Annotated in this window: 18 protein-coding genes; 2 read left to right on the top strand and 16 right to left on the bottom strand. The window is 60.5% G+C overall.

All coding sequences use genetic code 11. The annotated features are described in order from the left end of the window. Positions 1–7 precede the first annotated feature (7 nt). The 10 genes from ligA to aqpZ form a co-directional block, all read right to left on the bottom strand. Positions 8–2,164 (bottom strand): NAD-dependent DNA ligase LigA, encoded by a 2,157-nt coding sequence (gene ligA / locus FHX08_RS02975; protein WP_132653814.1) that lies wholly within the window; start codon positions 2,162–2,164, stop codon positions 8–10. A gap of 294 nt (positions 2,165–2,458) precedes the next feature. Then, the gene (locus FHX08_RS32015) at positions 2,459–2,617 is read right to left on the bottom strand and encodes a DUF6886 family protein (RefSeq protein WP_409527401.1); all 159 of its coding nucleotides are present in this window, start codon (positions 2,615–2,617) and stop codon (positions 2,459–2,461) included. A 195-nt stretch (positions 2,618–2,812) separates the two neighbouring features. Then, a complete protein-coding gene (gene recN, locus FHX08_RS02970; protein WP_132653813.1) occupies positions 2,813–4,486 on the bottom strand; it encodes a DNA repair protein RecN in 1,674 nt (557 codons plus the stop codon). A 5-nt stretch (positions 4,487–4,491) separates the two neighbouring features. After that, positions 4,492–5,361, bottom strand: a complete 870-nt coding sequence (locus FHX08_RS02965) for an outer membrane protein assembly factor BamD (protein ID WP_184326846.1) — start codon at positions 5,359–5,361, stop codon at positions 4,492–4,494. Between the two features lie 272 nt (positions 5,362–5,633). Beyond that, positions 5,634–6,590, bottom strand: coding sequence for a UDP-3-O-acyl-N-acetylglucosamine deacetylase (gene lpxC, locus FHX08_RS02960; RefSeq protein ID WP_132653812.1), 957 nt, complete (start codon positions 6,588–6,590; stop codon positions 5,634–5,636). A 262-nt stretch (positions 6,591–6,852) separates the two neighbouring features. Continuing rightward, positions 6,853–8,565 carry a cell division protein FtsZ gene (gene ftsZ / locus FHX08_RS02955; protein WP_132653811.1) on the bottom strand — a complete coding sequence of 571 codons (1,713 nt, stop codon included), beginning with the start codon at positions 8,563–8,565 and terminating at the stop codon, positions 6,853–6,855. A gap of 56 nt (positions 8,566–8,621) precedes the next feature. Further along, positions 8,622–9,953, bottom strand: a complete 1,332-nt coding sequence (ftsA, locus tag FHX08_RS02950; RefSeq protein WP_132653810.1) for a cell division protein FtsA — start codon at positions 9,951–9,953, stop codon at positions 8,622–8,624. After that, positions 9,950–10,882: a cell division protein FtsQ/DivIB gene (locus FHX08_RS02945; protein ID WP_132653809.1), complete on the bottom strand. Its 933-nt coding sequence runs from the start codon at positions 10,880–10,882 to the stop codon at positions 9,950–9,952. Before FHX08_RS02945 ends, ftsA begins: the two co-directional genes overlap by 4 nt. Continuing rightward, positions 10,870–11,796, bottom strand: a complete 927-nt coding sequence (locus tag FHX08_RS02940) for a D-alanine--D-alanine ligase (protein WP_184326845.1) — start codon at positions 11,794–11,796, stop codon at positions 10,870–10,872. Before FHX08_RS02940 ends, FHX08_RS02945 begins: the two co-directional genes overlap by 13 nt. 273 nt (positions 11,797–12,069) lie before the next feature. Then, positions 12,070–12,756: an aquaporin Z gene (aqpZ, locus tag FHX08_RS02935; RefSeq protein ID WP_132653807.1), complete on the bottom strand. Its 687-nt coding sequence runs from the start codon at positions 12,754–12,756 to the stop codon at positions 12,070–12,072. A gap of 259 nt (positions 12,757–13,015) precedes the next feature. On the opposite strand from aqpZ, the gene FHX08_RS02930 reads away from it, so the two are divergent. Together FHX08_RS02930 and FHX08_RS02925 are read left to right on the top strand one after the other, a co-directional pair. Next, a complete protein-coding gene (locus tag FHX08_RS02930; protein ID WP_132653806.1) occupies positions 13,016–14,311 on the top strand; it encodes an MFS transporter in 1,296 nt (431 codons plus the stop codon). A 115-nt stretch (positions 14,312–14,426) separates the two neighbouring features. Next, positions 14,427–15,368: an NAD-dependent epimerase/dehydratase family protein gene (locus FHX08_RS02925; protein ID WP_132653805.1), complete on the top strand. Its 942-nt coding sequence runs from the start codon at positions 14,427–14,429 to the stop codon at positions 15,366–15,368. Here FHX08_RS02925 and murB read toward each other — a convergent pair. The 6 genes from murB to mraY are packed head-to-tail and all read right to left on the bottom strand — an operon-like array spanning position 15,355 to position 22,545. Next, complete coding sequence (gene murB / locus FHX08_RS02920; RefSeq protein WP_132653804.1) at positions 15,355–16,329, bottom strand: UDP-N-acetylmuramate dehydrogenase; 975 nt, start codon at positions 16,327–16,329, stop codon at positions 15,355–15,357. The two genes, FHX08_RS02925 and murB, sit on opposite strands and share 14 nt — an antisense overlap. Then, a complete protein-coding gene (gene murC / locus FHX08_RS02915; protein WP_132653803.1) occupies positions 16,326–17,741 on the bottom strand; it encodes a UDP-N-acetylmuramate--L-alanine ligase in 1,416 nt (471 codons plus the stop codon). Before murC ends, murB begins: the two co-directional genes overlap by 4 nt. Beyond that, positions 17,738–18,862 carry an undecaprenyldiphospho-muramoylpentapeptide beta-N-acetylglucosaminyltransferase gene (murG, locus tag FHX08_RS02910; protein WP_132653802.1) on the bottom strand — a complete coding sequence of 375 codons (1,125 nt, stop codon included), beginning with the start codon at positions 18,860–18,862 and terminating at the stop codon, positions 17,738–17,740. Before murG ends, murC begins: the two co-directional genes overlap by 4 nt. A 6-nt stretch (positions 18,863–18,868) precedes the next feature. Continuing rightward, positions 18,869–20,023, bottom strand: coding sequence for a putative lipid II flippase FtsW (gene ftsW / locus FHX08_RS02905; RefSeq protein ID WP_132653801.1), 1,155 nt, complete (start codon positions 20,021–20,023; stop codon positions 18,869–18,871). Between the two features lies 1 nt (position 20,024). Continuing rightward, a complete protein-coding gene (gene murD, locus FHX08_RS02900) occupies positions 20,025–21,437 on the bottom strand; it encodes a UDP-N-acetylmuramoyl-L-alanine--D-glutamate ligase (RefSeq protein WP_132653800.1) in 1,413 nt (470 codons plus the stop codon). Positions 21,438–21,444: 7 nt separating this feature from the next. Further along, positions 21,445–22,545: a phospho-N-acetylmuramoyl-pentapeptide-transferase gene (gene mraY, locus FHX08_RS02895; RefSeq protein WP_132653799.1), complete on the bottom strand. Its 1,101-nt coding sequence runs from the start codon at positions 22,543–22,545 to the stop codon at positions 21,445–21,447. Positions 22,546–22,562 lie beyond the last annotated feature (17 nt).

The following is a 22,562-nucleotide window of genomic DNA, read 5'->3' as shown; positions in this document are numbered from 1 at the left end:
GGCTCCCTTACCCACCAATCAGCGCCAGCCACTCGTCCTCGTCCATCGTCTGGACGCCGAGTTCGCGGGCCTTGTCGAGCTTAGAGCCTGCGCCGGGGCCAGCAACAACGATATCGGTCTTCTTGGAGACGGAGCCAGCTACCTTGGCGCCGAGGCTTTCGGCACGCGCCTTGGCTTCTTCACGGGTAAATTTCTCCAGCGAGCCGGTAAAGACAACGGTCTTGCCGACAACCGGGCTGCCTGTCGTGACCGGCCGCTCGGCCTCCTGTGGTGTCACCTCGTCGAGCAGGCGGCCGATCACCTCGATATTGCGCGGCTCCTTGTAGAATTCGACGATGGCGCGCGCCACGACTTCGCCGATACCCTCGATGGCGTTGAGATCGTTCCAGGCGTCACCGGAAAGCGTTGCCGCTTCCTTCATCGCAGTCGCAAAGGCCTCGTAGCTATTGTAGGAGCGCGCCAGCAGCTTCGCCATCGTCTCGCCCACATGGCGAATGCCGAGCGCATAGATGAAGCGGTGGAGCGCAATGCTGCGCCGCTCGTTGATCGCCGCATAGAGCTTGCCGACGCTCACCTTGCCGAAGCCGTCGATGTTTTCCAGCTTGGTGATCGACTGCTGCTGACGCTTCTCCAGCGTGAAGATGTCAGGTGCTGTGCGGATCTGCAGCGCCGGATCGTCGCTTTCGAAGAAGAAGTCGATCTGCTTGGAACCGAGCCCTTCGATATCAAAAGCATTGCGCGAGACGAAATGCTTCAGCTCTTCCGTCGCTTGCGCGCGGCAGATGAAGCCGCCGGTGCACCGGGTGACCGAATCGAGCTTGCCGGTCTTTTCGTGGCGTTCGCGTACGGCATGCGAACCGCAGACTGGGCACACTTTCGGAAACTGATAGGGTTGCGCATCGACAGGGCGCTTTTCCATGACGACATCGAGCACCTGCGGGATCACGTCGCCGGCGCGCTGCACGATGACCGTATCGCCGATGCGGATATCGTGCTCCTCCTCGCGGATGCGTTCGCCGCTATTGCCGATGCCCTTGATGTAATCCTCGTTATGCAGCGTCGCATTGGTGACGACGACGCCGCCGACGGTGATTGGCGTCAGCCGGGCGACCGGCGTCAGCGCCCCGGTACGTCCGACTTGAATGTCGATATTTTCGACGACGGTGAAAGCCTGCTCGGCCGGGAATTTGTGCGCGGTCGCCCAGCGCGGACTGCGCGAGCGGAACCCGAGACGCTGCTGCAGCTCAAGGCTGTCGACCTTATAGACGACGCCATCGATATCGTAATCGAGGTCGGGCCGCTCAAGACCGATCTCGCTGTAATGGGCAAGAATATCGTCGACCGAACTCAGCCGCTTCATCAGCGGATTGACGGGGAAGCCCCAGCTCTTAAAGGTCTCGACCATGCCCATCTGTGTATCAGCGGGCATGTCCGACATCTCACCCCAGGCATAGGCGAAGAATCTCAGCTTACGGCTTGCCGTCACCTTCGCGTCGAGCTGCCGCAATGACCCAGCGGCAGTATTGCGCGGATTGACATAGGTTTGCTTGCCTTCGGCCTCCATCTGCGCGTTGAGTGCCATGAAGTCGCTTTTGGCCATATAGACTTCGCCGCGTACTTCAACGATGGATGGAGCTCCCTTCGGCAGCTCGTTCGGAATTTCCTTGATGGTGCGGATATTGGCTGTGACATTCTCGCCGGTCGTACCGTCGCCGCGGGTCGCGGCCGTCACCAGCTTGCCGTTCTCATAGCGGATCGACATCGAAAGCCCGTCGATCTTCGGCTCGGCCGTGAACGCGATGGAGTTGTCCGGCAGGCGACCGAGGAAGCGATAGACGCTGGCCACGAAGTCGCGCACGTCCTCCTGTGAGAACGTATTGTCGAGCGACAGCATCGGCCTTGAATGGACAACCGGCGCGAAGGTGGCCGACGGCGCGGCGCCCACGTGGCGCGATGGGCTGTCTTCACGAATCAGCTCTGGAAAGCGCGCTTCGATCGCATCGTTGCGCCGCTTCAGCGCGTCGTAGTCCGCGTCCGAAATCTCCGGCTGGTCTTTACCGTGGTACAGCGCGTCATGGTGCGCGATTTCTTTGGAAAGCCGCCTCAGTTCGGCAGCGGCATCTTCAAGCGTCAAGTCCTCAACAGCGACGGATTCGGTCGACATGCAGCTTCACTCCAGAGAATCTGCAATGGTTTTAGAGCAAAATTCGGCGATTGAAATAGTACCGACGTTTTGAATTTATGGCCGGGCGTTGCGGAGTCTGATGGCGCTCACATGTAATGTCGTATGCTGCAGGGCCTTCACCGGCGTAAGACTGTCGACGCCTTAAGCTCGATACCGCGTGAGGCAAATTCTCGGTCGAGCTCAAACAGAGCCGTGAGCGCTAGTGGTACGACATTCCTTCGCGACACCCACATTCACGCGTCCTGCAGATCCTCGAAACATTCCGTCGGCATCTCATAGCGGTGGATGGTCTCGGCCCGCAGTCGCTCCAATCAAGCACGCTCGATATAGGCGAAACCCGCGCCAGTCCCCGAGCCGGCGGCGATCCTCCTGCGATGTCTCCGGTTTTGCCCAAACAAGGATGCGCGGGCAATCGCGCGGGAAGAGATACATGAAGTCGTGGATGTCATCGATCGCCCAGACGAGCGGCCCGTTCAGCCATTCCCGACCCGGGGGCGTTCGGACGGAATGCGAACAGGACGGCAATGGCGGGATTATCGCTGAAATGAAAAAGTCTCATGGATCGACCTCGCCGGCGAGCCAAGTCAGATAGCGCAACACCTGCCGCTTGTCACCGCCAGCAAACCCCTAGCCGTTTCCGGCCAGTAGCCGAGCCGCCGCCGCCCTCGCCTCTTCCGTCACGGAAGCACCGGCAAGCATGCGGGCTATCTCTTCCGTGCGGTCCTTCTGGGCCATGGTGGCAACGCGCGTGGCGATCTTGTCGGAGCCGTCGCCGGACGGTCCCTTGGAGATCAGGAGATGCGTGGCAGCTCGTGCCGCCACCTGTGGAGCATGGGTGACGGAGAGAACCTGCACACGCTCGGAGAGCCGCTTCAGCCGCTGGCCGATCGCATCCGCCACGGCGCCGCCGACACCGGTGTCGATTTCGTCGAAAACGAGCGTCGGCGCCGAACCGCGGTCGGCAAGCGCCACCTTGAGCGCCAGCAGGAAGCGCGAGAGTTCGCCGCCCGAGGCGACCTTCATGATCGAGCCCGGCCGTGTTCCCGGATTGGTCTGAACGTGAAATTCGACGATGTCGATGCCTTCGGCTGTCGGCTCCTCCACATCCGTGGTGATTTCCACCATGAAGCGGGCGCGCTCGAGCTTCAGCGCCGGCAGCTCGGCCATCACGGCCTGCGCCAGCGCGTCGCCGGCATGGTGCCGTTTCTCGGAGAGCGAGCGAGCCGCCGTATCATACTTCGCCTTGGCAACACCGACTTCCGCCTCAAGCTTCGACAACCGTTCTTCACCTGCATCAAGATCGGCAAGATCGTTGATCATGCGCACGGCAAGTGCGGGCAGCTCGGTGACGGGAACGGAATATTTTCGGGAGGCCGCGCGCAGTGCAAAGAGACGCTCTTCGACGCGCTCCAGTTCCTTCGGATCATATTCGGTCTTGCGCAGGGCTGCTTCCACTTCCATCTGCGCGTTGGAAAGCTGGTCCAGCGCGGCATCTAGCAGCGCTACAGTATCTTCCAGCAGGCCGGGCGCCTCGTGGCTTTTGCGCTCCAGACGGCGCACCAGCGAGGCGATATGGGGCACGGGAGAGGCATTGCCGTTCAGGAATTCCGAAGCCTCGGCAATATCGCCGGCAATGCGCTCCGCCTTCATCATCTTTTGGCGGCGGTCGGCGAGCTCATCCTCTTCGCCGTCACGCGGCGAGAGCTTTTCGAGTTCGTCGACGGATGACCGCAGGTAATCCGCCTCGCGGGCGGCAGCCTCCACCCTCTCGCGATGTTTCTTCAGCGTACGCTCATTATCGCGCCACTGGCGATAAAGCGTGGCCACAGCCTGTACATCCTCGCCGATACCGGCGAAGGCGTCCAGCAGCGTCCTGTGGGCATTGGTATCGACAAGCGCCCGATCGTCGTGCTGGCCGTGGATCTCGACCAGCATCTGACCGGCCTGGCGCATGAGCTGCACGCTCACCGGCTGGTCGTTCACATAGGCCTTGGTGCGCCCGTCAGAGGACTGCTGGCGGCGGAAGATCAGGTCGCCTTCGTCGTCGATACCGTTTTCGCGCAGAAGTTTGCGGGCGCCGTGATCCATGCCGACATCGAAGACGGCCGTCACCTGCCCCTTGTCCTCGCCGTGGCGCACGAGACCACCATCGCCGCGCCCGCCAAGGGCCAGCGAAAGACTGTCGAGCAGGATGGATTTGCCAGCGCCCGTCTCACCCGTCAGCACGGAGAGGCCGGTCTCGAAGGCGAGATCCAGCCGCTCGATCAGAACGATATCGCGGATCGAAAGCTGGATCAGCATTGGCCTCAGGAACCGAGAAGGAGTTTCTTGCCCGCTGCGGCGATCCACGAACCCTTGTTCTCACGAGGCTCCGCGCCACCCGACTGCAGTAGCTTATAAGAATCGGCATACCACTGGCTGTCGGGATAATTGTGACCGAGAACGGCAGCAGCGGTCTGCGCTTCGTCGACGATGCCCATCGCATAATAGGCCTCGACGAGACGGGCGAGCGCCTCTTCGATTTGATTCGTGTTCGGATACTTCTCGACGACGATGCGGAAACGCGAGATCGCGGCGAGATACTCCTTGCGCTCCATGTAGTAGCGGCCGACCTGCATTTCTTTGCCGGCGAGCTGGTCGCGCGCAAAGCGGATCTTGGCCTGCGCATCGTCGACATATTCGGAATCAGGATAATTGTCGACGACGGCCTGCATGGCATCGATCGTCTTCTGCGCCGCGCGCTGGTCCTGCGTCACGTCGACGATCTGCTTGGAATAGGTCAGGCCTACGAGATATTGCACGTAAGCGGCATCCTTCGATTTCGGATACTGCGCCATATAGCGGTTGCCCGATGTGAGCGCATCGTCGAAGCGGCCCTGGCGGTACTTGACGAAGGTACTCATCACAAGCGCCTTGCGCGCCCATTCCGAGAAGGGATTCTGTGCATCGATCGCATCGAACTTTCGCGCCGCCTCGGCCATGTTGCCGGCCTTCATGTTCGCGAGGCCCTGCGTGTAGAGCACGTCAGGCGGATCAGTCTCCAGGCCGAGCTTGGTGATGTCGATATCAGGGTCCGACTGGCAGCCGGAAATCAAGGCGCCTGCGCTCAGCACCATCACGGATGCGAGCAAAGCGCGCGCTGTCTTCATCATCATGTCAGACCTTGCATAAGCCATTCGAAAGAATCCCACCGCCGCCGTCCACTCCACAGCAGCCATGCCTAGCTGGCGTTTCTATCCACAAATGTGCATCGAGAGCAACGCAATGATCATGCATTAACGCATTTTTGTGGCAGCACGGCCGAGAATGTCGGGCTTTTCAACGCCATTCTAACCTGCTGTGGCTAAATATATGCCGCAACACATCTATCGGCGTGCCATCCGCCCCTTCCCATAAAAAAACCGCCCCCGTTGGGAGGCGGCCCTGGCCTTAATTGGTATACTGGAGGTCATGCCGACCAGGGGGCGAATTCCGGAGCGTTGACTGCAATGAATTCACGAACTGTAACGCGCTGGCGCGGCGTCGACGTCTCGACCACTTCATAGGCGGTCGGGTCGCTGAGCAGCGCCTTGAGGGCGTTGGCGTTCATCTTATGACCGCCGCGATAGGAACGGTAGCAGCCGATGAACTGTGCGCCGGCAAGCGCCAGATCGCCGACGGCATCGAGCGTCTTGTGACGGACGAACTCGTCCTTAGCGTAGCGCAGGCCTTCGACATTGATGACGGTGTTGTCGTCGGAGATGACGACGGAATTTTCCAGCGATGAGCCGAGGGCATGGCCAGAAGCCCAGAGACGCTCGACATCGCGCATGAAACCGAAGGTACGCGCACGCGACAGCTCGGTCTTGAAAACGGCGGCCGTGAGATTGCCTTCCCACTTCTGGCGGCCGATCAGCGGGCATTCGAAATCGATCTCGACTTCGAAGCGCGTGCCGTCATAAGGGCGGAACTCGCTCCAGGAGCCGCCATGCTCGATACGAACCGGCTTGGTGATGCGGATGTAGCGGCGCTTGACGCCGAGGGAAACGAGGCCGACCTGCTCGATGGCTTCGACGAAGGGAACCGAGCTGCCATCCATGATCGGCATTTCGGCGCCGTTGACTTCGATCACGACATTGTCGAGGCCGAGAGCATAAACTGCTGCCATCACATGTTCGATCGTCGCGACGGAATGTGCCGGCGAGAAGCCGAGAACGGTGCAGAGATCGGTGTTGCCGACCTGCGAGGAAACGGCTTTCAGCTCGGTAATGTCACCGTTTTCATGGACACGCTGGAAAATAACGCCCGTGCCGGCTTCGGCCGGATTGAAGGTGATCGAAACGTCGGCACCCGAATGCACGCCGATGCCCGAAAGTGTCACCGGACGTGATACCGTCGTTTGAAAGCCCAGCAAGCCAAGTCCCATAAAATTCTGCCTTTATTCTACCGTACCCGTTGCTGCCAAGCGGCCGGGTCTCATCTTCTGCACTGCCCAAGCCGCCCGAAGCGGACTCATAGGGCAGTTCGCTTGCTTCATACTTACGTGGACCGGCGCTGCAATCCAAATCACTGTTCGTTTCGGTTTGTTACGAAATCCGCAAGGACAAAAGCATTTAGAATTCAAGCATATAGAAATGCAAACGCCCGGGATTTCGGTCCCGGGCGTTTTCTGTGGAGAAGCCACCTTCTCAGTTCGACTGACGGCGCAAGAAGGCCGGGATTTCCAGCTGATCGTCTTCCTGCATCATGCGGGCCTGCGGGACGGTACGGCCCTGGTCATCGAGGTTGCCGCGGCGCGGTGCATAGAGACTTGCTTCCGGCGACAGCGGACGGCGCTGCTGCGAGGCCGCGGCCGGGGCAGACGTCATTTCCGGAGCGACTTCCTCTTCGCGACGGCCGAGCGAATTGGTGATTCGCTTCAAAAGCCCCATCGGGCCGCGCTCTTCCTGCACATGTGCCGCAGCAGGCTGCGTGCGATGGTCGATCTCAGCCTGCACGACCGGCGGAAAATCCTCGACCTTCGGCATACGGACCTGCTCAGGAGCCTGACGGATGACGGGCTCATGACGGACCGGTTGCTGCATGACCGGCTGCGGAGCCGGCTGGTGCATGACGGGAGCCTGCTGCTGGACTGGAGCCGGGCGGATGACCGGGGTTGCTTCCGGCGCAGGAGCGAAAATCTTGCTCTGCGGGCGGAAGGTTTCCTGCATCACCGGCTGCTGTGGGGCGGGAGCAGCAGCACGCAGGGTCTGGATTTCCAGTTCACGTTCCATCTCGACTTCAGCCTGACGGATGGTCTGCGCGATGTGATCGGCCTTCGGTGCCTGCATTACCGGAGCAGGCTGAACTGCGGCCGGTGCCGGAGCAACGGCCGCGGAGGGACGGATCGCCGGCTTTGCTGCGGGCTGGAATACACGGTCGGTGCCCTCACCCATGGCACGGTCGATGCCGGTGGCGACGACCGAGACGCGGATGATGCCTTCGAGCGATTCGTCGAAGGTTGCGCCGAGGATGATGTTGGCATCCGGATCGACTTCTTCGCGGATGCGGGTCGCAGCTTCGTCGACTTCAAAAAGTGTCAGGTCGCGACCGCCGGTGATGGAGATCAGCAAGCCCTGTGCACCCTTCATCGAGGTTTCGTCGAGCAGCGGGTTGGCGATCGCCGCTTCGGCTGCCTGCATGGCGCGGCCCGAACCGGAAGCTTCGCCGGTGCCCATCATCGCACGGCCCATTTCGCGCATGACCGAGCGGACGTCGGCGAAGTCGAGGTTGATGAGACCTTCCTTCACCATCAGGTCGGTGATGCAGGCAACGCCCGAGTAGAGAACTTGGTCGGCCATGGCGAAGGCGTCGGCGAAGGTCGTCTTGTCGTTGGCGATACGGAAGAGGTTCTGGTTCGGAATGACGATGAGCGTATCGACAGACTTCTGCAGTTCCTGAATGCCGGATTCAGCCAGACGCATGCGGCGTCCGCCTTCGAAGTGGAACGGCTTGGTGACGACGCCGACCGTCAGGATGCCCTTGTTGCGGGCGGCCTGTGCGACGACGGGAGCAGCACCAGTGCCGGTGCCGCCGCCCATGCCGGCGGTGACGAAGCACATATGCGTGCCGTTCAGGTGATCGATGATCTCGTCGATGCACTCTTCGGCAGCCGCACGGCCGACTTCCGGCTGCGAACCGGCGCCGAGCCCCTCGGTGACGTTGGCTCCGAGCTGGATGACCCGTTCTGCCTTCGTCATCGTCAATGCCTGGGCATCCGTGTTGGCAACGACGAAGTCGACGCCCTGGAGGCCGGCCGAAATCATGTTATTGACGGCATTGCCGCCGCCGCCGCCGACGCCGAATACGGTGATGCGCGGCTTCAATTCGGTGATGTCAGGCTTCTGCAGCTTGATAGTCATGGTACCTGTTCCTTCTCTTTATGGCCGCATCGCCACGCCGGCCAATTCACTCAATTTCAAAAGCTTTCCTTCAGCCACTGGCCCATGCGGGCGATGCGGCTGTTATTACCCCCAAGCGACATGAGCAGGCTGCTCTGTGACGCATGTGTTTCCATGTCCGCGACCTGCGGATAGATCATCAAACCCACGGCCGTCGAAAAGGCCGGTCCCTTGGCAGCCGTCGGCAGACCCGAGACACCCATCGGACGGCCGATGCGGACGTTGCGGGCAAGAATGCGCCGCGCCACTTCGGCAAGGCCGGTGAGCTGGCTTGCGCCGCCCGTCAGAACGACACGCTTGCCGACGATCGGGCTGAAGCCCGAACGCTGGATGCGGTCGCGAATCAATTCCATCGTTTCCTCGATACGCGCCGAAACGATGCGCGAGACCAGAGCCCGCGGCACTTGCGTCGGCTGATCGCGGTCATCCTCGCCGATCGGCGGAATGGAGATCAGTTCGCGCTCGTCGGAAGAGTTGGTCAGCGCCGAAGCGTGGACCACCTTCAAACGTTCAGCATCCTCGATCCGTGTGGAAAGGCCGCGTGCGAGGTCGGTCGTCACGTGATGACCGCCGAGGCCGACAGCATCGGTATGGACAAGCTTGCCTTCGGCAAAGACCGAAATCGTCGTCGTGCCGCCGCCCATGTCGATGGCCGCACAGCCAAGTTCGACTTCATCGTCGACGAGTGCGGCAAGACCCGATGCATAAGGTGTCGCAACGATTCCTTCCACCGAAAGATGCGCCCTGTTGACGCTGAGCTCGAGATTTTTGAGCGCCGAGCGTTCCGCCGTCACCACATGCATGTCGACACCGAGCGTATCGCCATACATGGCCAGCGGATCGCGGATGCCGCGCTCGCCGTCGAGCGAGAACCCGGTCGCCAGCGAATGCAGGACAGCACGGTCCTGGCGCAGAGACTGCTGGCAGGCTGCCGACAGCACCTTCTTCAGGTCATTCAGCTCGACTTCCTGGCCACCAAGATCGATGGTCGCCGTGTAAATGTCGCTGCCGAGGCGGCCTGCCGTCAGGTTGACGATCAGGCTTTCGACGGTAAGGCCTGCCATGCGCTCGGCCGCATCGACGGCGAGACGGATGACGCTTTCGAGCGCGTCGAGATCGGCAATGACACCGGTCTTGATACCACGCGAACGCTGATGGCCGATGCCGATGATCTCGATATTGTGCGTGCGGCCAGGCAGAATCTGGCTTTCCTCGCGCGGCGTCAGCCGGCCGATCATGCAGACGACCTTGGTCGAGCCGATGTCGAGCACCGAAACGATATGCGACCGCTTCGACGAAAGCGGCTTCAGGCGCGGCAATCCGAAATGGGATGAACCGAACAAGCTCATATATTCTGCCCCGCCTTCTTCAATTCCTTGGTGCGCGTCGCGACCACCGCCTGCCGGCGAGCTGCCGCCTCCGGGGTCAGCTGGATCGTCGTGCGATCCGGCAGCCTGAGATCGACTGCAGCGATATCGCGCTCCAGAAGCTGTTGTTCTTTATTGAATTTCGAAAGCGTTGCGAGTGCCTGGTCGACATCGTCTTCCGGCAGCTTGACCACAACGCCGTTATCCATGTGCAGATCCCAGCGACGGCTGGAAACCCAGACATAAGCCTTCACGCGCGCCTTGATGTCGGGCCACTTGGCGAAGACGTCCTGAAGCGAGGCCGCAGCCGTTTCGGCATCACGACCGACGACGAGCGGCAGAGTCGAATACTTGTTGTCGCGAAGCGGCGCGATCACGCTGCCGTTCTTCTCGATGAGCGAAAGCTCCTGGCCGTGCTGCCAGATCGCATAGGCGGCACGTTCCGAGAGCTTCACCTCGATCGTTTTCGGATAGACCTTGCGGACTTCGACGTTCTCGACCCAGGGAAGGCGCGCAATCTTCTGGCGTGCGGCATCGACATCGAGGGAGACGAGCGACGTCGCACCATCGAGACCGAGAAGCTGCAGGATTTCGATTTCGGAGGTCTGGTTGTTGCCGGAAACCTTCACGTCCTCGATAGCAAAACCGACCGCACTAGTCGTTGCTTGGGCGACAGCTTCCGTGTGTCCGCCCAGCGACATGCCATAAAGCCCGGTCGCAGCCAGGAAGCCGAACGCCGAAACCGTGCCCGTATGGGCCGGGATATGGATACGGCCCGTACCGAGACTGACGAGGAAGCGGACGACACGGCGCAACGGACGCGGCAGAACGCGGCGTTCGTCGGCTTCCGAAGCAGGAAGCTCGGCATAACGGCTGGGGCGCCCTATCCTTTTGACCGTCAACGCAAACAAGAAGCGTCCTCCACCATCCACCGGAGAAATGCACCAAAGGAATACCCGGCATGGCCGGCCATTTCGGGCACAAGGGAGGTCGGCGTCATGCCTGGCTGGGTATTGACCTCCAGCCAGATAAGCTCGCCATCTTCGGAGAAACGATCGTCATAACGAAAGTCGGAGCGACTGACGCCACGGCAACCAATTGCTTGATGCGCCCTTAACGCCAATGTTTGTATTTTTTGGTAAATTTTCGGTGAAATTTTAGCCGGCAAGACATGTTTTGATCCACCGGCCGCATACTTGGAGTCGTAATCATAGAAATTGTGTCCCTGCGGCACCACCTCGATGACATCCATGGGTTGATCGCCCATGACGCCGCAAGTCAGTTCACGACCATGGATATAGCGCTCAACGATGACCTCCTCGCCATAGCGCCACTCGGCAGAACTGATGACCTGCGGCGGATGGGTCTGATCCTCACCAACGATGACAACACCGAAGCTGGAGCCTTCGCGCACGGGCTTGACCACGTAGGGCACCTTCATCGGATGTTCCGATGGAAAAGAGAAGCGGTTCAGAACCTGCGATTCGGCAACCGGAACGCCGGCGGCAGCGGCGACGCGCTTCGCCCTGCTCTTGTCCATGGCGAGCGCAGAGGCAAGCACGCCCGAATGCGTATAGGGGATCTGCAGATATTCGAGGATGCCCTGGATGGTGCCATCTTCGCCAAAAGGCCCATGCAGTGCATTGAAGACAACATCCGGCTTCACGGCCGAGAGCTTTTCGGAAACGTCGCGCTCGACATCGATACGCGTCACCTTGAAACCTTCAGCCTCGAGCGTATCGGCGCACGCCTTTCCCGAGGAAAGGCTGACAGGCCTTTCCGAGGAAAACCCGCCCATCAGGACAGCAACGTGCTCACGACTCATCAACACCCCCAAAAATAACTTTCACTCTGCAGAACCGAGGCTTGCGCGGAGCTGTCTCCGCAGGTTGCGGCCTTTGTCTGATCTGGGTGCATTAGAACATCATTATGGTTAACGAACCGTTTACTTTCGTTAACTCTGCCTTGCCGCTTGCTTCATTTTCTGCCCTTGCGGCTGCAGGAATATCGCAACGAACAGGACGCAAGCACCATGGAAAACGAAAAACCCGCGTGGAAAAACCACGCGGGTTCAATGACATGCCACAATGTCTTGCAGTCAGTCCTTATCACCGAAGAATTTCCAGACGAGGCCGCCGATCGCCCCGCCCACAAGCGGCGCGATCCAGAACAGCCAGAGTTGCTGCAGGGCCCAACCGCCGACGAAAAGCGCCTGCCCGGTCGAACGCGCCGGATTGACCGAAGTGTTCGTCACGGGAATCGCGACGAGGTGAATCAGTGTCAACCCAAGGCCGATCGCAAGCGGCGCAAAGCCGGCGGGCACCCTGCTGCCGGTCGATCCCAGGATGATGATCAGAAAGAACATGGTCAGCAGAACTTCGATCAGCAGCGCCGAAAGCAGTGAATAACCGCCCGGAGAATGTTCGCCATATCCGTTGGCGGCAAACCCGCCGAGTTCGAAACCCGCCTTGCCGCTGGCGATGAAATAGAGTGCCGCTGCGGCGACGATCGCACCGATCACCTGCACAATAATATAGGGAATGAGGCGTGCAGCGGGAAAACGTCCCGCAACAACGAGGCCGAGAGAGACGGCCGGATTGAAATGACCGCCTGAAATACCGCCCACGGCATATGCCATGGTGAGGACCGTCAAACCAAACGCCAGCGCCACGCCGACAAAACCGATGCCGAGTTCAGGATAAGCGGCCGCGAACACAGCACTGCCGCATCCGCCGAAAACCAGCCAGAACGTGCCGAAAAGCTCGGCAGCAAGACTTTTTTGCATAGGTATTTGCATATGTGTCCCTCCACTCTCTCAACCAGAGAGTTCTTTAGAGATCAAATACAATTTGATTCCCGTCAAGTTCGCCGCCGGCCCCACGACAAGCCTGAGAGACGGATACCCGCATCAAGACAGCCGCCACACCGGCGGATAATCTCGTTTGCGCCATATTCTTGCGTGGCGGGCATTTTCTCAGCCTTAAAATTACGTTAAGAGCGGCAGCCTCCCAAGGAAATCGATAAAAATACTGATTGGAATGAACATGACAGAAGCGATCTCCGTATCGCCGAGCCCTTCGAGCAGCACGCAAGTCAATTCTCCCGCACGCGTCCTGATCGCCAGCCTCATCGGCACCACCATCGAATTCTTCGACTTCTACGTCTACGCGACGGCAGCCGTCATTGTTTTCCCGCACCTCTTCTTCCCATCGAGTGATCCGACCTCAGCCCTCCTCCAGTCGCTGGTTACCTTCTCGATCGCCTTCTTCGCCCGCCCCTTCGGCGCCGTGGTCTTCGGCCATTTCGGCGACAAGATCGGCCGCAAGGCGACGCTGGTGGCGGCGCTGATGACGATGGGCCTCTCGACCGTCGTGATCGGCATCCTGCCCGGCTATGACGCGATCGGCATCGCCGCTCCGCTGCTGCTTGCGCTGTGCCGCTTCGGCCAGGGTCTCGGCCTCGGCGGCGAATGGGGCGGCGCCGTGCTGCTCGCAACCGAAAATGCTCCTCCCGGCAAGCGCAGCTGGTATGCCATGTTCCCGCAACTCGGTGCGCCCATCGGTTTCATCCTCTCCTCCGGCTTCTTTCTGATCCTGGCGGAAACCATGAGCAACGAGGATTTCCTCGCCTATGGTTGGCGCATTCCCTTCATTGCCAGCCTAGCGCTGGTCGCCGTCGGCCTGTATGTCCGGCTGAAGATCGCCGAAACGCCGGAATTCCAGAAAGCTGTCGAAAAGCACGAGCGCGTCGCCGTCCCGGTCGCGACCGTCTTCCGCGGCCACCTGCGCAGCCTCATCCTCGGCACCTTCATCGCGGTCGCCACCTTCGTACTCTTCTACCTGATGACAGTCTTCACGCTGTCCTGGGGCACCACGAAACTCGGCTTTACGCGTGAGCAGTTCCTGATCATCCAGCTCGTCGGCGTCGTCTTCTTCGGCCTGACGATCCCGCTTTCCGGCTGGCTGTCGGACCGCTATTCGCGTCGCCTGATCCTGATCCTGACGACGATCGCCATCGCTATCTTCGGCTTCTTCTATGCAAGCCTGCTGACTGCAGGCCTCACGGGCGCTGTCCTGTGCTCCATCATCGGCCTTGCACTGATGGGTTTCACCTACGGTCCGATCGGCGCTGCACTTGCGGCCCCCTTCCCGACCATGGTGCGCTACACCGGCGCCTCGATGACCTTCAACCTCGGCGGCATCTTCGGAGCATCGCTTGCGCCCTATATCGCCACCTGGCTTGCGACCAACTACAGCCTCGACTTTGTCGGCTACTACCTCGCCGCCTCCGCTGCGATCTCGCTGATCTGTATCCTGCTGTCGGGTCACGAAGAAGTCTGAGACTTTGCCAGCTGGATAAGAAAGCCGCGACGCAACCCGTCGCGGCTTTTTTTATTGATGCGATCGACACTTCCGGCTAGCCAGACTACCTGGCCGATTGAACGGGGAATGTAACATGCACTGCCTGATTACGGGAGCGTCCGGCTTTATAGGTAACGCCCTTGTAGAAAAATTGCGCGACGACGGCGATGTTACGCTGACGACAGTAACCCGCTCAAACGATAGGATTTTTCCTGAAGGTATCGTGCATCTTCCCGTGGCAATCACGCCGGAAACCGATTGGTCCGAAGCGTTAAAATCCGTCGACGTCGTCGTGCATCTCGCCGCTCGCGCGCATGTCCTGAAGGACGATTCCGCCGATCCTCTTGCCGTGTTTCGAAGCGAGAATACCGCATCGGCACTGAACCTGGCGGAACAGGCTGCAAAAGCCGGTGTCAAGCGACTGGTCTTCATCAGTTCGATCGGCGTCAACGGTATGCAGAGCATTCGCCCCTTCCGGCACGATGATCCACCCGCCCCAACGGAACCCTATGCGATTTCAAAACATGAAAGCGAGATTGCGCTCAAGGCCGTTGCCGGAAGGACAAGAATGGAGCTTGTGATCATCCGCCCGCCATTGGTCTATGGGCCTAATGCGCCGGGCAATTTCGCAAGACTAGTGAACCTCGTGCTCAAGCGGCTTCCGCTGCCGCTCGGCTCTGTGAGGAACCGCCGAACCCTGGTGGCTCTTGCCAACCTGGTGGATTTGATCGCTCTCTGCATGCGGCACCCAGCCGCAGCCGGCGAAGTTTTTTTGGCAGGGGATGCCGAGGACCTTTCCACGCCCGACCTGATCCGCGCTATCGCCGATGGTCTTGGCATCAAGCCTGCCCTCTACCCCTTCCCCGTCTCGATCCTGCGAGGAGCACTTGCCATCGCCGGCAAGCAGGACCTATTCGACCGCCTTTGCGGCTCGCTGCAGGTCGACATTTCCCACGCCCGCGACGTGCTCGGCTGGTCGCCCGCCATCACGCCGCGCGAAGGCCTGAGGCTTGCAGTAACGCCTATTCTGAAGTGACGCCCTGGAAAGGATGGACCTCACGGTCTGGCATGAAGAGGCCGAGACGCTTGATTTCCCACTCGAGCTTAATGCCGGCCATCTCGAATACCTTGCGGCGCACTTCCTCGCCCAGATATTCGAGATCGTAGCCCGTCGCCTGCCCCATATTGATCATGAAGTTGCAGTGAAGCGCCGACATCTGCGCGCCGCCGATAACGAGACCACGGCAGCCCGCTTCATCGATCAGCTTCCAGGCCGAATGCCCCTCCGGATTCTTGAAGGTCGAACCGCCAGTCTTTTCGCGAATCGGCTGTACCGTCTCGCGGTGATTGCGCACAGCATCCATCTCGGCGCGGATCTTGGCCCGGTCATCAGAATAACCCTCGAACAGCACCGAGGTGAAGATCAGATCGTCAGCGGCATCGGAGTGGCGATAGGTATAGCCCATCTGGGCATTCGACAGCACATGTTTGTTGCCCTTGCGGTCGATCGCCCTCACCTCGACAACGCGGTCCTTGGTCTCGGAGCCATTGGCGCCGGCATTCATGCGGGCAGCACCGCCGATGCCGCCGGGAATGCCGTAATAGAAGGCGAAACCGCCGATGCCGTTATCCATCGCCATCGCCGCCACATGCTTGTCCGGGCAGATGGCGCCGGCGAGAATGCGGTTTTCGCCGGTAAGCTCGACAGAACCGAAGCCCTTGGCCGATAGGCGCAGCACGACACCGGGGATACCGCCATCACGCACCAGGATATTCGAGCCGACGCCGACCACCGTCAGCGGCACTTCGTCCGGCAATATCTTAAGGAAAGCGACGAGATCTTCCTCGTCATGCGGCTGAAACATCAGTTCGGCAAGGCCGCCGGCGCGGAACCAGGTGACTCGATCCATGGGGGCATCCGGCGTCAGTCGGCCGCGAATGTCCTTTACGCCATCTCCGAGAGAGGCAAGAAGCTTTTCCCCATTAACCTGTTTCATGCGGATTTTCCTGAAAGGTCTTCCAACTGCTTCGGCAGCGCCGCTGCCCAATATGTAATGCTACCAGCACCCAGAAGAACCACAAAGTCCCCGGGTTTTGCAATCTCTGCTACCATCTGCGGTAGAGCTTCCGCCGAAGGAAGGAAGCGGGCGTCACGATGGCCACCCGATTTAATCCGGGAAACCAGCGATTCTGAGTCGGCCCCCTCAATTGCATCCTCGCCGGCGGCATAGACCGGGGCGATGAAAATGCTGTCTGCATCGTTGAAGCAGGCCGCGAATTCCTCGAAGAGGCTCGACAGGCGCGTATAACGGTGCGGCTGGTGCACGGCGATGATCCGGCCCTTGCAGGCCTCGCGGGCGGCGCGCAGCACCGCCTTGATCTCAACCGGGTGATGACCGTAATCGTCGAAAATCTGGACGCCGTTCCATTCGCCTGTCAGCGTGAAGCGACGCTTCACGCCGCCGAAGGAGGCAAGCCCCTTGGCGATATCTTCCTTGGAAATGCCGAGCCGGTTGGCGACGGCAACGGCCGCAGTGGCGTTCGAGATATTGTGGCGGCCGGGCATCGGCATGACGAGATTGTCGAGCCGGATGACTTCGCCCGTGCGGCGACGGCGAATCTCCACATCAAAGATCGATCGCGTACCTTCGATGCGCACATTCATGAAGCGCACGTCGGCCTGCGGATTCTCGCCGTATGTGATGACCTTGCGATCCTCGATGCGGCTGACGAGCGCCTGCACCTCGGGATGATCGAGGCACATGACGCCGAAGCCATAGAAAGGCACGTTTTCGACGAACTGCCGGAAGGCGGCGCGAACGGCATCGAAATTGCCGTAATGGTCGAGATGTTCGGGATCGATATTGGTCACGACGGCCACGTCGGCCGGCAGCTTCAGGAAGGTGCCGTCGGATTCATCCGCCTCGACCACCATCCACTCGCCCTCGCCCATGCGCGCATTCGTGCCATAGGCATTGATGATGCCGCCGTTGATAACGGTCGGATCGAGCCCGCCGGCTTCGAGTAGTGTGGCGACGAGCGAGGTCGTCGTCGTCTTGCCGTGCGTGCCGCCGATGGCAATCGCATTACGGAAGCGCATTAATTCGGCCAGCATTTCGGCGCGGCGCACCACAGGCAGAAGTTTTTCGCGCGCGGCAATGAGCTCCGGATTGCTCTTCTTGATCGCCGTCGAGACCACGACGACTTCGGCATCGCCGAGGTTTTCCGCCTTGTGGCCGACGAAGACCTCGATGCCCTTGTCACGCAGGCGCTGGACATTGGCGCTGTCGGATTGATCCGATCCCTGCACCCTGTGGCCGAGATTGTGCAGCACCTCCGCGATACCGCTCATACCGATACCGCCAATGCCGATGAAATGGACGAGACCGATCGCCTTCGGCAGCTTCATGCGCGTGCCCCCTTGAATTCTGCAACTGTCTTGCCGGCGGCAATAGCCTCAACCATGTCGGCAAGCAAGTTCGCTGCGTCAGGTTTTCCCGCAAGCTTGGCCGCAGCCGCCATCTCGGCGAGCTTTTGCGGATCGTTCATTACATGCGTCAGGATAGAGGCGATGCGCTCGGGCGACAGCTCCGACTGCGCGATTACCTTGGCGCCGCCGGTTGCCGCAAGCGCGGCCGCATTGGCCGCCTGATCATGGTCGAGCGCATGCGGATAAGGCACCAGCACGGCCGGACGGCCGATGACCGAGATTTCCGAAACCGTCGAGGCGCCGGAGCGGCAGATCACCAGATGTGCCTTGGCAAGGCGCTCCGCCATGTCGTTGAAAAACGGTGCGATATCCGCGCCCATCTGCAACTGCACCACGCAGTCGCGCACCATCGCCATATCCTCGGCGCGAACCTGCTGGGTCACCCGCAGCCGTGCACGCAGCGCATCGTCTAGCAGGCTGATTGCCGTCGGCATCGCCTTGGAAAAATATTGTGCGCCCTGGCTGCCGCCGAAGACCACGAGATTGAAATCCTCGCCCGGACGCGAGGGCACGTAAGGCTGCTCGGCTGCGGCAAGGATCGCCGGACGCACCGGATTACCGGTCGCAACCGTCTTGTTCGAAAATGGCCCGCCGCTTTCCGGCAGGAAGCCGCCTGCAATAGCCCTGACGCGTGATGCGAGCGCCTTGTTGGCACGGCCCATCACGGCATTCTGCTCGTGCAGCATGGAGGGAACTCCAAGGCGCGTGGCGGCCAACAGCGGCGGCACGGTCGGATAACCGCCGAAACCGACGACGATAACCGGCTTCAGGCGTTGGATCAGCCGCTTTGCGACGCGCATACCCGACCAGAGCTTCCAGAGCGAGCGGGCGACAGCGACTGGGTTCTTGGAACCGATCGTCGCCGACGGTACGACATGGATTTCATCGGCAGGAAATTTGCCGGCATAACGTTCCGCACGGCTGTCGGTCACGAGATGCACGGAATAACCACGCTCCCTCAGCTTGAAGGCCAGCGCCTCCGCCGGAAAGACGTGGCCGCCGGTTCCCCCGGCGGCAAGAAGGACGACGCCCTTGCTCATAATTCCTCACTCCGCCGGCATGCCGTGCGGCACCCGGAAAAGGCTCCGGTCCTGCGCACGCTTTTCCGGGCGATGGCGGGTCAGCGCCAGAATGAAGCCAGCCGTCACGCAAATCGCCACCATCGACGAACCACCATAGGAAATCAGCGGCAGCGTCATGCCCTTGGCCGGCAGCAGTTCGAGATTGACACCGATATTGATGATCGACTGGATGCCCATCTGCAGCACGAGGCCGGCGACGGCAAAGCGATTGAAGTCGTTGCGTTCGCGATAGGCGTGCGACAGGCCGCGCAGAACCAGCACCGTAAAGATGGCGACGAGTGCGATGCAGAAGACGATGCCGAACTCCTCGGCCGCGACCGAGAAGATGAAGTCGGTATGGGCGTCCGGAATAATGCGCTTGACGATGCCTTCGCCCGGTCCCTGCCCGAACCAGTCGCCGCGGATGATCGCCTCGCGGGCGGTATCGATCTGGAACGTGTCGCCTTCGCCGGTGAGGAACTTGTCTATTCGGCCGGCCACGTGCGGGAAAACATAATAGGCGGTCACGAGGCCGCCTGCCCCGCCGACGCCGAGGACGATGATCCAGAGCCATGGCATGCCGGCCATGAAGAACATGCCGCCCCAGACGGCCGTCGTCAGGATCGTCTGGCCAAGGTCGGGCTGCGCCACCAGAAGAGAGGCGACCATGCCGAACAGAATGATGGCAAAGAGATTACCCGGGATTTCCGGCTGACGGGCATGTTCGGAAAAGAGCCAGGCACAGACGACGACGAAGGCCGGCTTCATGAATTCGGAGGGCTGGATGGAGATGCCGGCTAGTGTCACCCAACGGCGAGAACCCTTGACCTCGACACCGAAGAACAGCGCCAGAAGCATCATCGCGAGCGCCACGATCAGCAGGATGATTGCTGTGCGTCGCACCTGGCGCGGCGTCAGGAAGGATAGGCCGAGCATGACCGCGATCGACGGGATCATGAAAGCGGCGTGTCGCTTGACGAAATGGAAGGGTTCGAGGCCGATGCGCTCGGCAACTGCCGGCGAAGCCGCAAAGGACAGCATGAAGCCGATGCCCATCAGGAAGAGGAACAAGGCCAGGAAAAAGCGGTCGATGGTCCAGAACCAATCGGCCAAGGCTCCACGTTCCGCGCGGCTCACCATGTCATTTGCCTCCTGTTGCCGAGTTGATCAGCATCGTCACACCGTCAAGGGCAGCCACATGGCTGACAAAGGCATCACCCCTGACTTCAAAATTCTTGTACTGGTCGAAGCTTGCGCAAGCCGGGGATAACATCACGGCCACCGGACCGGTCTCATCCTTTTCGGCATCAGCTGCCGCATGCGCCACAGCCCGTTCCAACGTGCCTGATATTTCGTAGGGTGCTGCCTCACCGAGCGTCGCAGCAAATTCCGCTGCCGCCTCGCCGATCAGATAGGCCTTGGCAATACGCGGGAAATAGGGCGCAAGCGTCGTGATGCCGCCAGCCTTCGGCAAGCCGCCGGCAATCCAGTAGATGCGGTCATAGCTCGACAGCGCCGGTGCCGCGGCATCCGCATTGGTTGCCTTGGAATCATTGACGAAGACGACGTTGCCACGCCGGCCGACCGGCTGCATGCGATGCTTGAGGCCGGGGAATGATGCAAGACCTGCGCGAATATCCTCAGCCGACACGCCAACAGCAAGGCAGGCGGCGACTGCGGCAGCAGCATTCTGCGCATTGTGGCTGCCGCGCAGCGTCTGGATACCGTCGAGATCGACAAAGGGTAGCATCGCCCCACTTGCCGCGTGGATGAGCTTCGTGCCCTCGGCATAGATACCGTCGGCCAACACGTTTCTGCGGGAGATCCTGATAACCTTCACCCCTGCCCGCTCGATGCGGTCGGCAATCAGCGCCGAATGGCTGTCATCGATGCCGACGATTGCAATATTGCTGCCGGCCACCAACCGCTCTTTCACGTCGGCATAATGCTGCATCGTGCCATGGCGATCGAGATGATCCGGCGTCAGGTTGAGAAGAATACCGGCGGACGGATTGAGCGTCGGCGCGAGGTCGATTTGGTAAGAAGAGCACTCGACGACGAAATAACGTTCGGCCTTCGGCGGATCGAGCGTCAGCACGGCCGTGCCGATGTTGCCGCCGAGCTGCGTGTCACGGCCGCTCGATTTCAGGATATGGGCAATCAGCGCGGTCGTCGTCGATTTGCCGTTGGTGCCGGTGATCGCAATGAAGGGGCAATCGGGCGCATGAGCGCGGCGCTCACGCACGAAGAGTTCGACGTCGCCAACAATATCGACGCCGGCAGCGCGCGCAAGATCAACTGTCCAATGGGGTTTCGGGTGGGTGAGCGGCACACCGGGCGAAAGCACGAAGAGCGCCTGAGCGCTCCAGTCGATGCCATGCAGATCGGCAGTGGTGATGCCCTCTGCCGATGCCTTGGCGATGCTGTCAGGATTGTCGTCCCAGGCCACGACATCGGTGCCACCGGCGACCAATGCCTTGGCCGTTGCCAGGCCGGAACCACCGAGACCGAAGAGAGTGACTTTTTTTCCTGCAAGCGTCGTGACCGGAATCATGATCGCCTCACCGCAGCTTCAGGGTGGAAAGGCCGATCATCGCAAGGCCGACGGCAATAATCCAGAAACGGATCACTACTTGGCTTTCCGTCCAACCCTTCTTCTCGAAATGGTGGTGAATCGGCGCCATGAGGAAAACGCGCCGGCCGGTCATCTTGAAGAAGCCGACCTGAATAATGACCGAGAGCGTCTCCATGACGAAGAGGCCGCCGATAATCGCCATAACGATCTCGTGCTTGGTGGCAACGGCAACCGTACCGATCGTGCCGCCGAGCGCCAGCGAACCCGTATCGCCCATGAAGATGGCGGCCGGTGGCGCATTGAACCACAAAAAGCCGAGACCTGCGCCGATGACAGCGCCGAGCACGACGGCAAGCTCGCCGGTACCGGGCACGAAATTGATCTGCAGGTAATTCGCAAAGACCACGTTACCGGCGAGATAGGCGATGATGCCGAATGCGGCAGCCGCAATCATGACCGGCACGATGGCAAGCCCGTCGAGCCCGTCGGTCAGGTTCACGGCATTGCCGGCGCCGACGATGACGAAACCGCCGAAGACGACGAACATGATGCCGATATTGATCAGGAAGTCCTTGAAGAAGGGAAAAGCGATCGAGGAGCCGAAAGTCGAGCCGGCGGGACCGGAGGCAAGTGCTGCCCGCATCATGAAATAGACGGCGATGCCGGCGATGATGAACTCGATGCCGAGGCGCGCCTTGCCCGAAAAGCCCTTGTGGCTCTGCTTGGTGACCTTGAGATAATCGTCATAGAAGCCGATGGCGCCGAAGCCGAGCGTCACGAGCAGCGTCGCCACCACATAGACGTTGGAAAGATCGGCCCAGAGCAGCGAAGCCCCGACGATGCCGGCAAGGATCATCAACCCGCCCATGGTCGGCGTACCGGCCTTCTTGAAGTGCGTCTGCGGTCCGTCGGCGCGGATCGGTTGGCCTTTGCCTTGCCGGATGCGCAGCGAATTGATGATGGTCGGCCCAAAAAGGAAAACAATGAGAGCGGAGGTGAAAAGAGCGGCGCCCGCCCGGAAGGTAATGTACCTGAACAAATTCAGAAATTTGAAATATTCCGATAGTTCGACTAGCCAAATCAGCATTCAGGGCCCCTTTACCC

The organism is Rhizobium sp. BK529, from assembly GCF_014194105.1.
Classification (GTDB): domain Bacteria; phylum Pseudomonadota; class Alphaproteobacteria; order Rhizobiales; family Rhizobiaceae; genus Rhizobium.
Note: the sequence above shows the minus strand (reverse complement) of the source record. Positions and strands in the feature narration are given on the sequence as shown.

Bases quoted from the DNA above. Each gene is read 5' to 3' on its own strand.
- ligA (WP_132653814.1), bottom strand. From the start codon at position 2,164: ATGTCGACCGAATCCGTCGCTGTTGAGGACTTGACGCTTGAAGATGCC.
- FHX08_RS32015 (WP_409527401.1), bottom strand. From the start codon at position 2,617: ATGTATCTCTTCCCGCGCGATTGCCCGCGCATCCTTGTTTGGGCAAAA.
- recN (WP_132653813.1), bottom strand. From the start codon at position 4,486: ATGCTGATCCAGCTTTCGATCCGCGATATCGTTCTGATCGAGCGGCTG.
- FHX08_RS02965 (WP_184326846.1), bottom strand. From the start codon at position 5,361: ATGGCTTATGCAAGGTCTGACATGATGATGAAGACAGCGCGCGCTTTG.
- lpxC (WP_132653812.1), bottom strand. From the start codon at position 6,590: ATGGGACTTGGCTTGCTGGGCTTTCAAACGACGGTATCACGTCCGGTG.
- ftsZ (WP_132653811.1), bottom strand. From the start codon at position 8,565: ATGACTATCAAGCTGCAGAAGCCTGACATCACCGAATTGAAGCCGCGC.
- ftsA (WP_132653810.1), bottom strand. From the start codon at position 9,953: ATGAGCTTGTTCGGTTCATCCCATTTCGGATTGCCGCGCCTGAAGCCG.
- FHX08_RS02940 (WP_184326845.1), bottom strand. From the start codon at position 11,796: ATGAGTCGTGAGCACGTTGCTGTCCTGATGGGCGGGTTTTCCTCGGAA.
- aqpZ (WP_132653807.1), bottom strand. From the start codon at position 12,756: ATGCAAAAAAGTCTTGCTGCCGAGCTTTTCGGCACGTTCTGGCTGGTT.
- FHX08_RS02930 (WP_132653806.1), top strand. From the start codon at position 13,016: ATGACAGAAGCGATCTCCGTATCGCCGAGCCCTTCGAGCAGCACGCAA.
- FHX08_RS02925 (WP_132653805.1), top strand. From the start codon at position 14,427: ATGCACTGCCTGATTACGGGAGCGTCCGGCTTTATAGGTAACGCCCTT.
- murB (WP_132653804.1), bottom strand. From the start codon at position 16,329: ATGAAACAGGTTAATGGGGAAAAGCTTCTTGCCTCTCTCGGAGATGGC.
- murC (WP_132653803.1), bottom strand. From the start codon at position 17,741: ATGAAGCTGCCGAAGGCGATCGGTCTCGTCCATTTCATCGGCATTGGC.
- murG (WP_132653802.1), bottom strand. From the start codon at position 18,862: ATGAGCAAGGGCGTCGTCCTTCTTGCCGCCGGGGGAACCGGCGGCCAC.
- ftsW (WP_132653801.1), bottom strand. From the start codon at position 20,023: ATGGTGAGCCGCGCGGAACGTGGAGCCTTGGCCGATTGGTTCTGGACC.
- murD (WP_132653800.1), bottom strand. From the start codon at position 21,437: ATGATTCCGGTCACGACGCTTGCAGGAAAAAAAGTCACTCTCTTCGGT.
- mraY (WP_132653799.1), bottom strand. From the start codon at position 22,545: ATGCTGATTTGGCTAGTCGAACTATCGGAATATTTCAAATTTCTGAAT.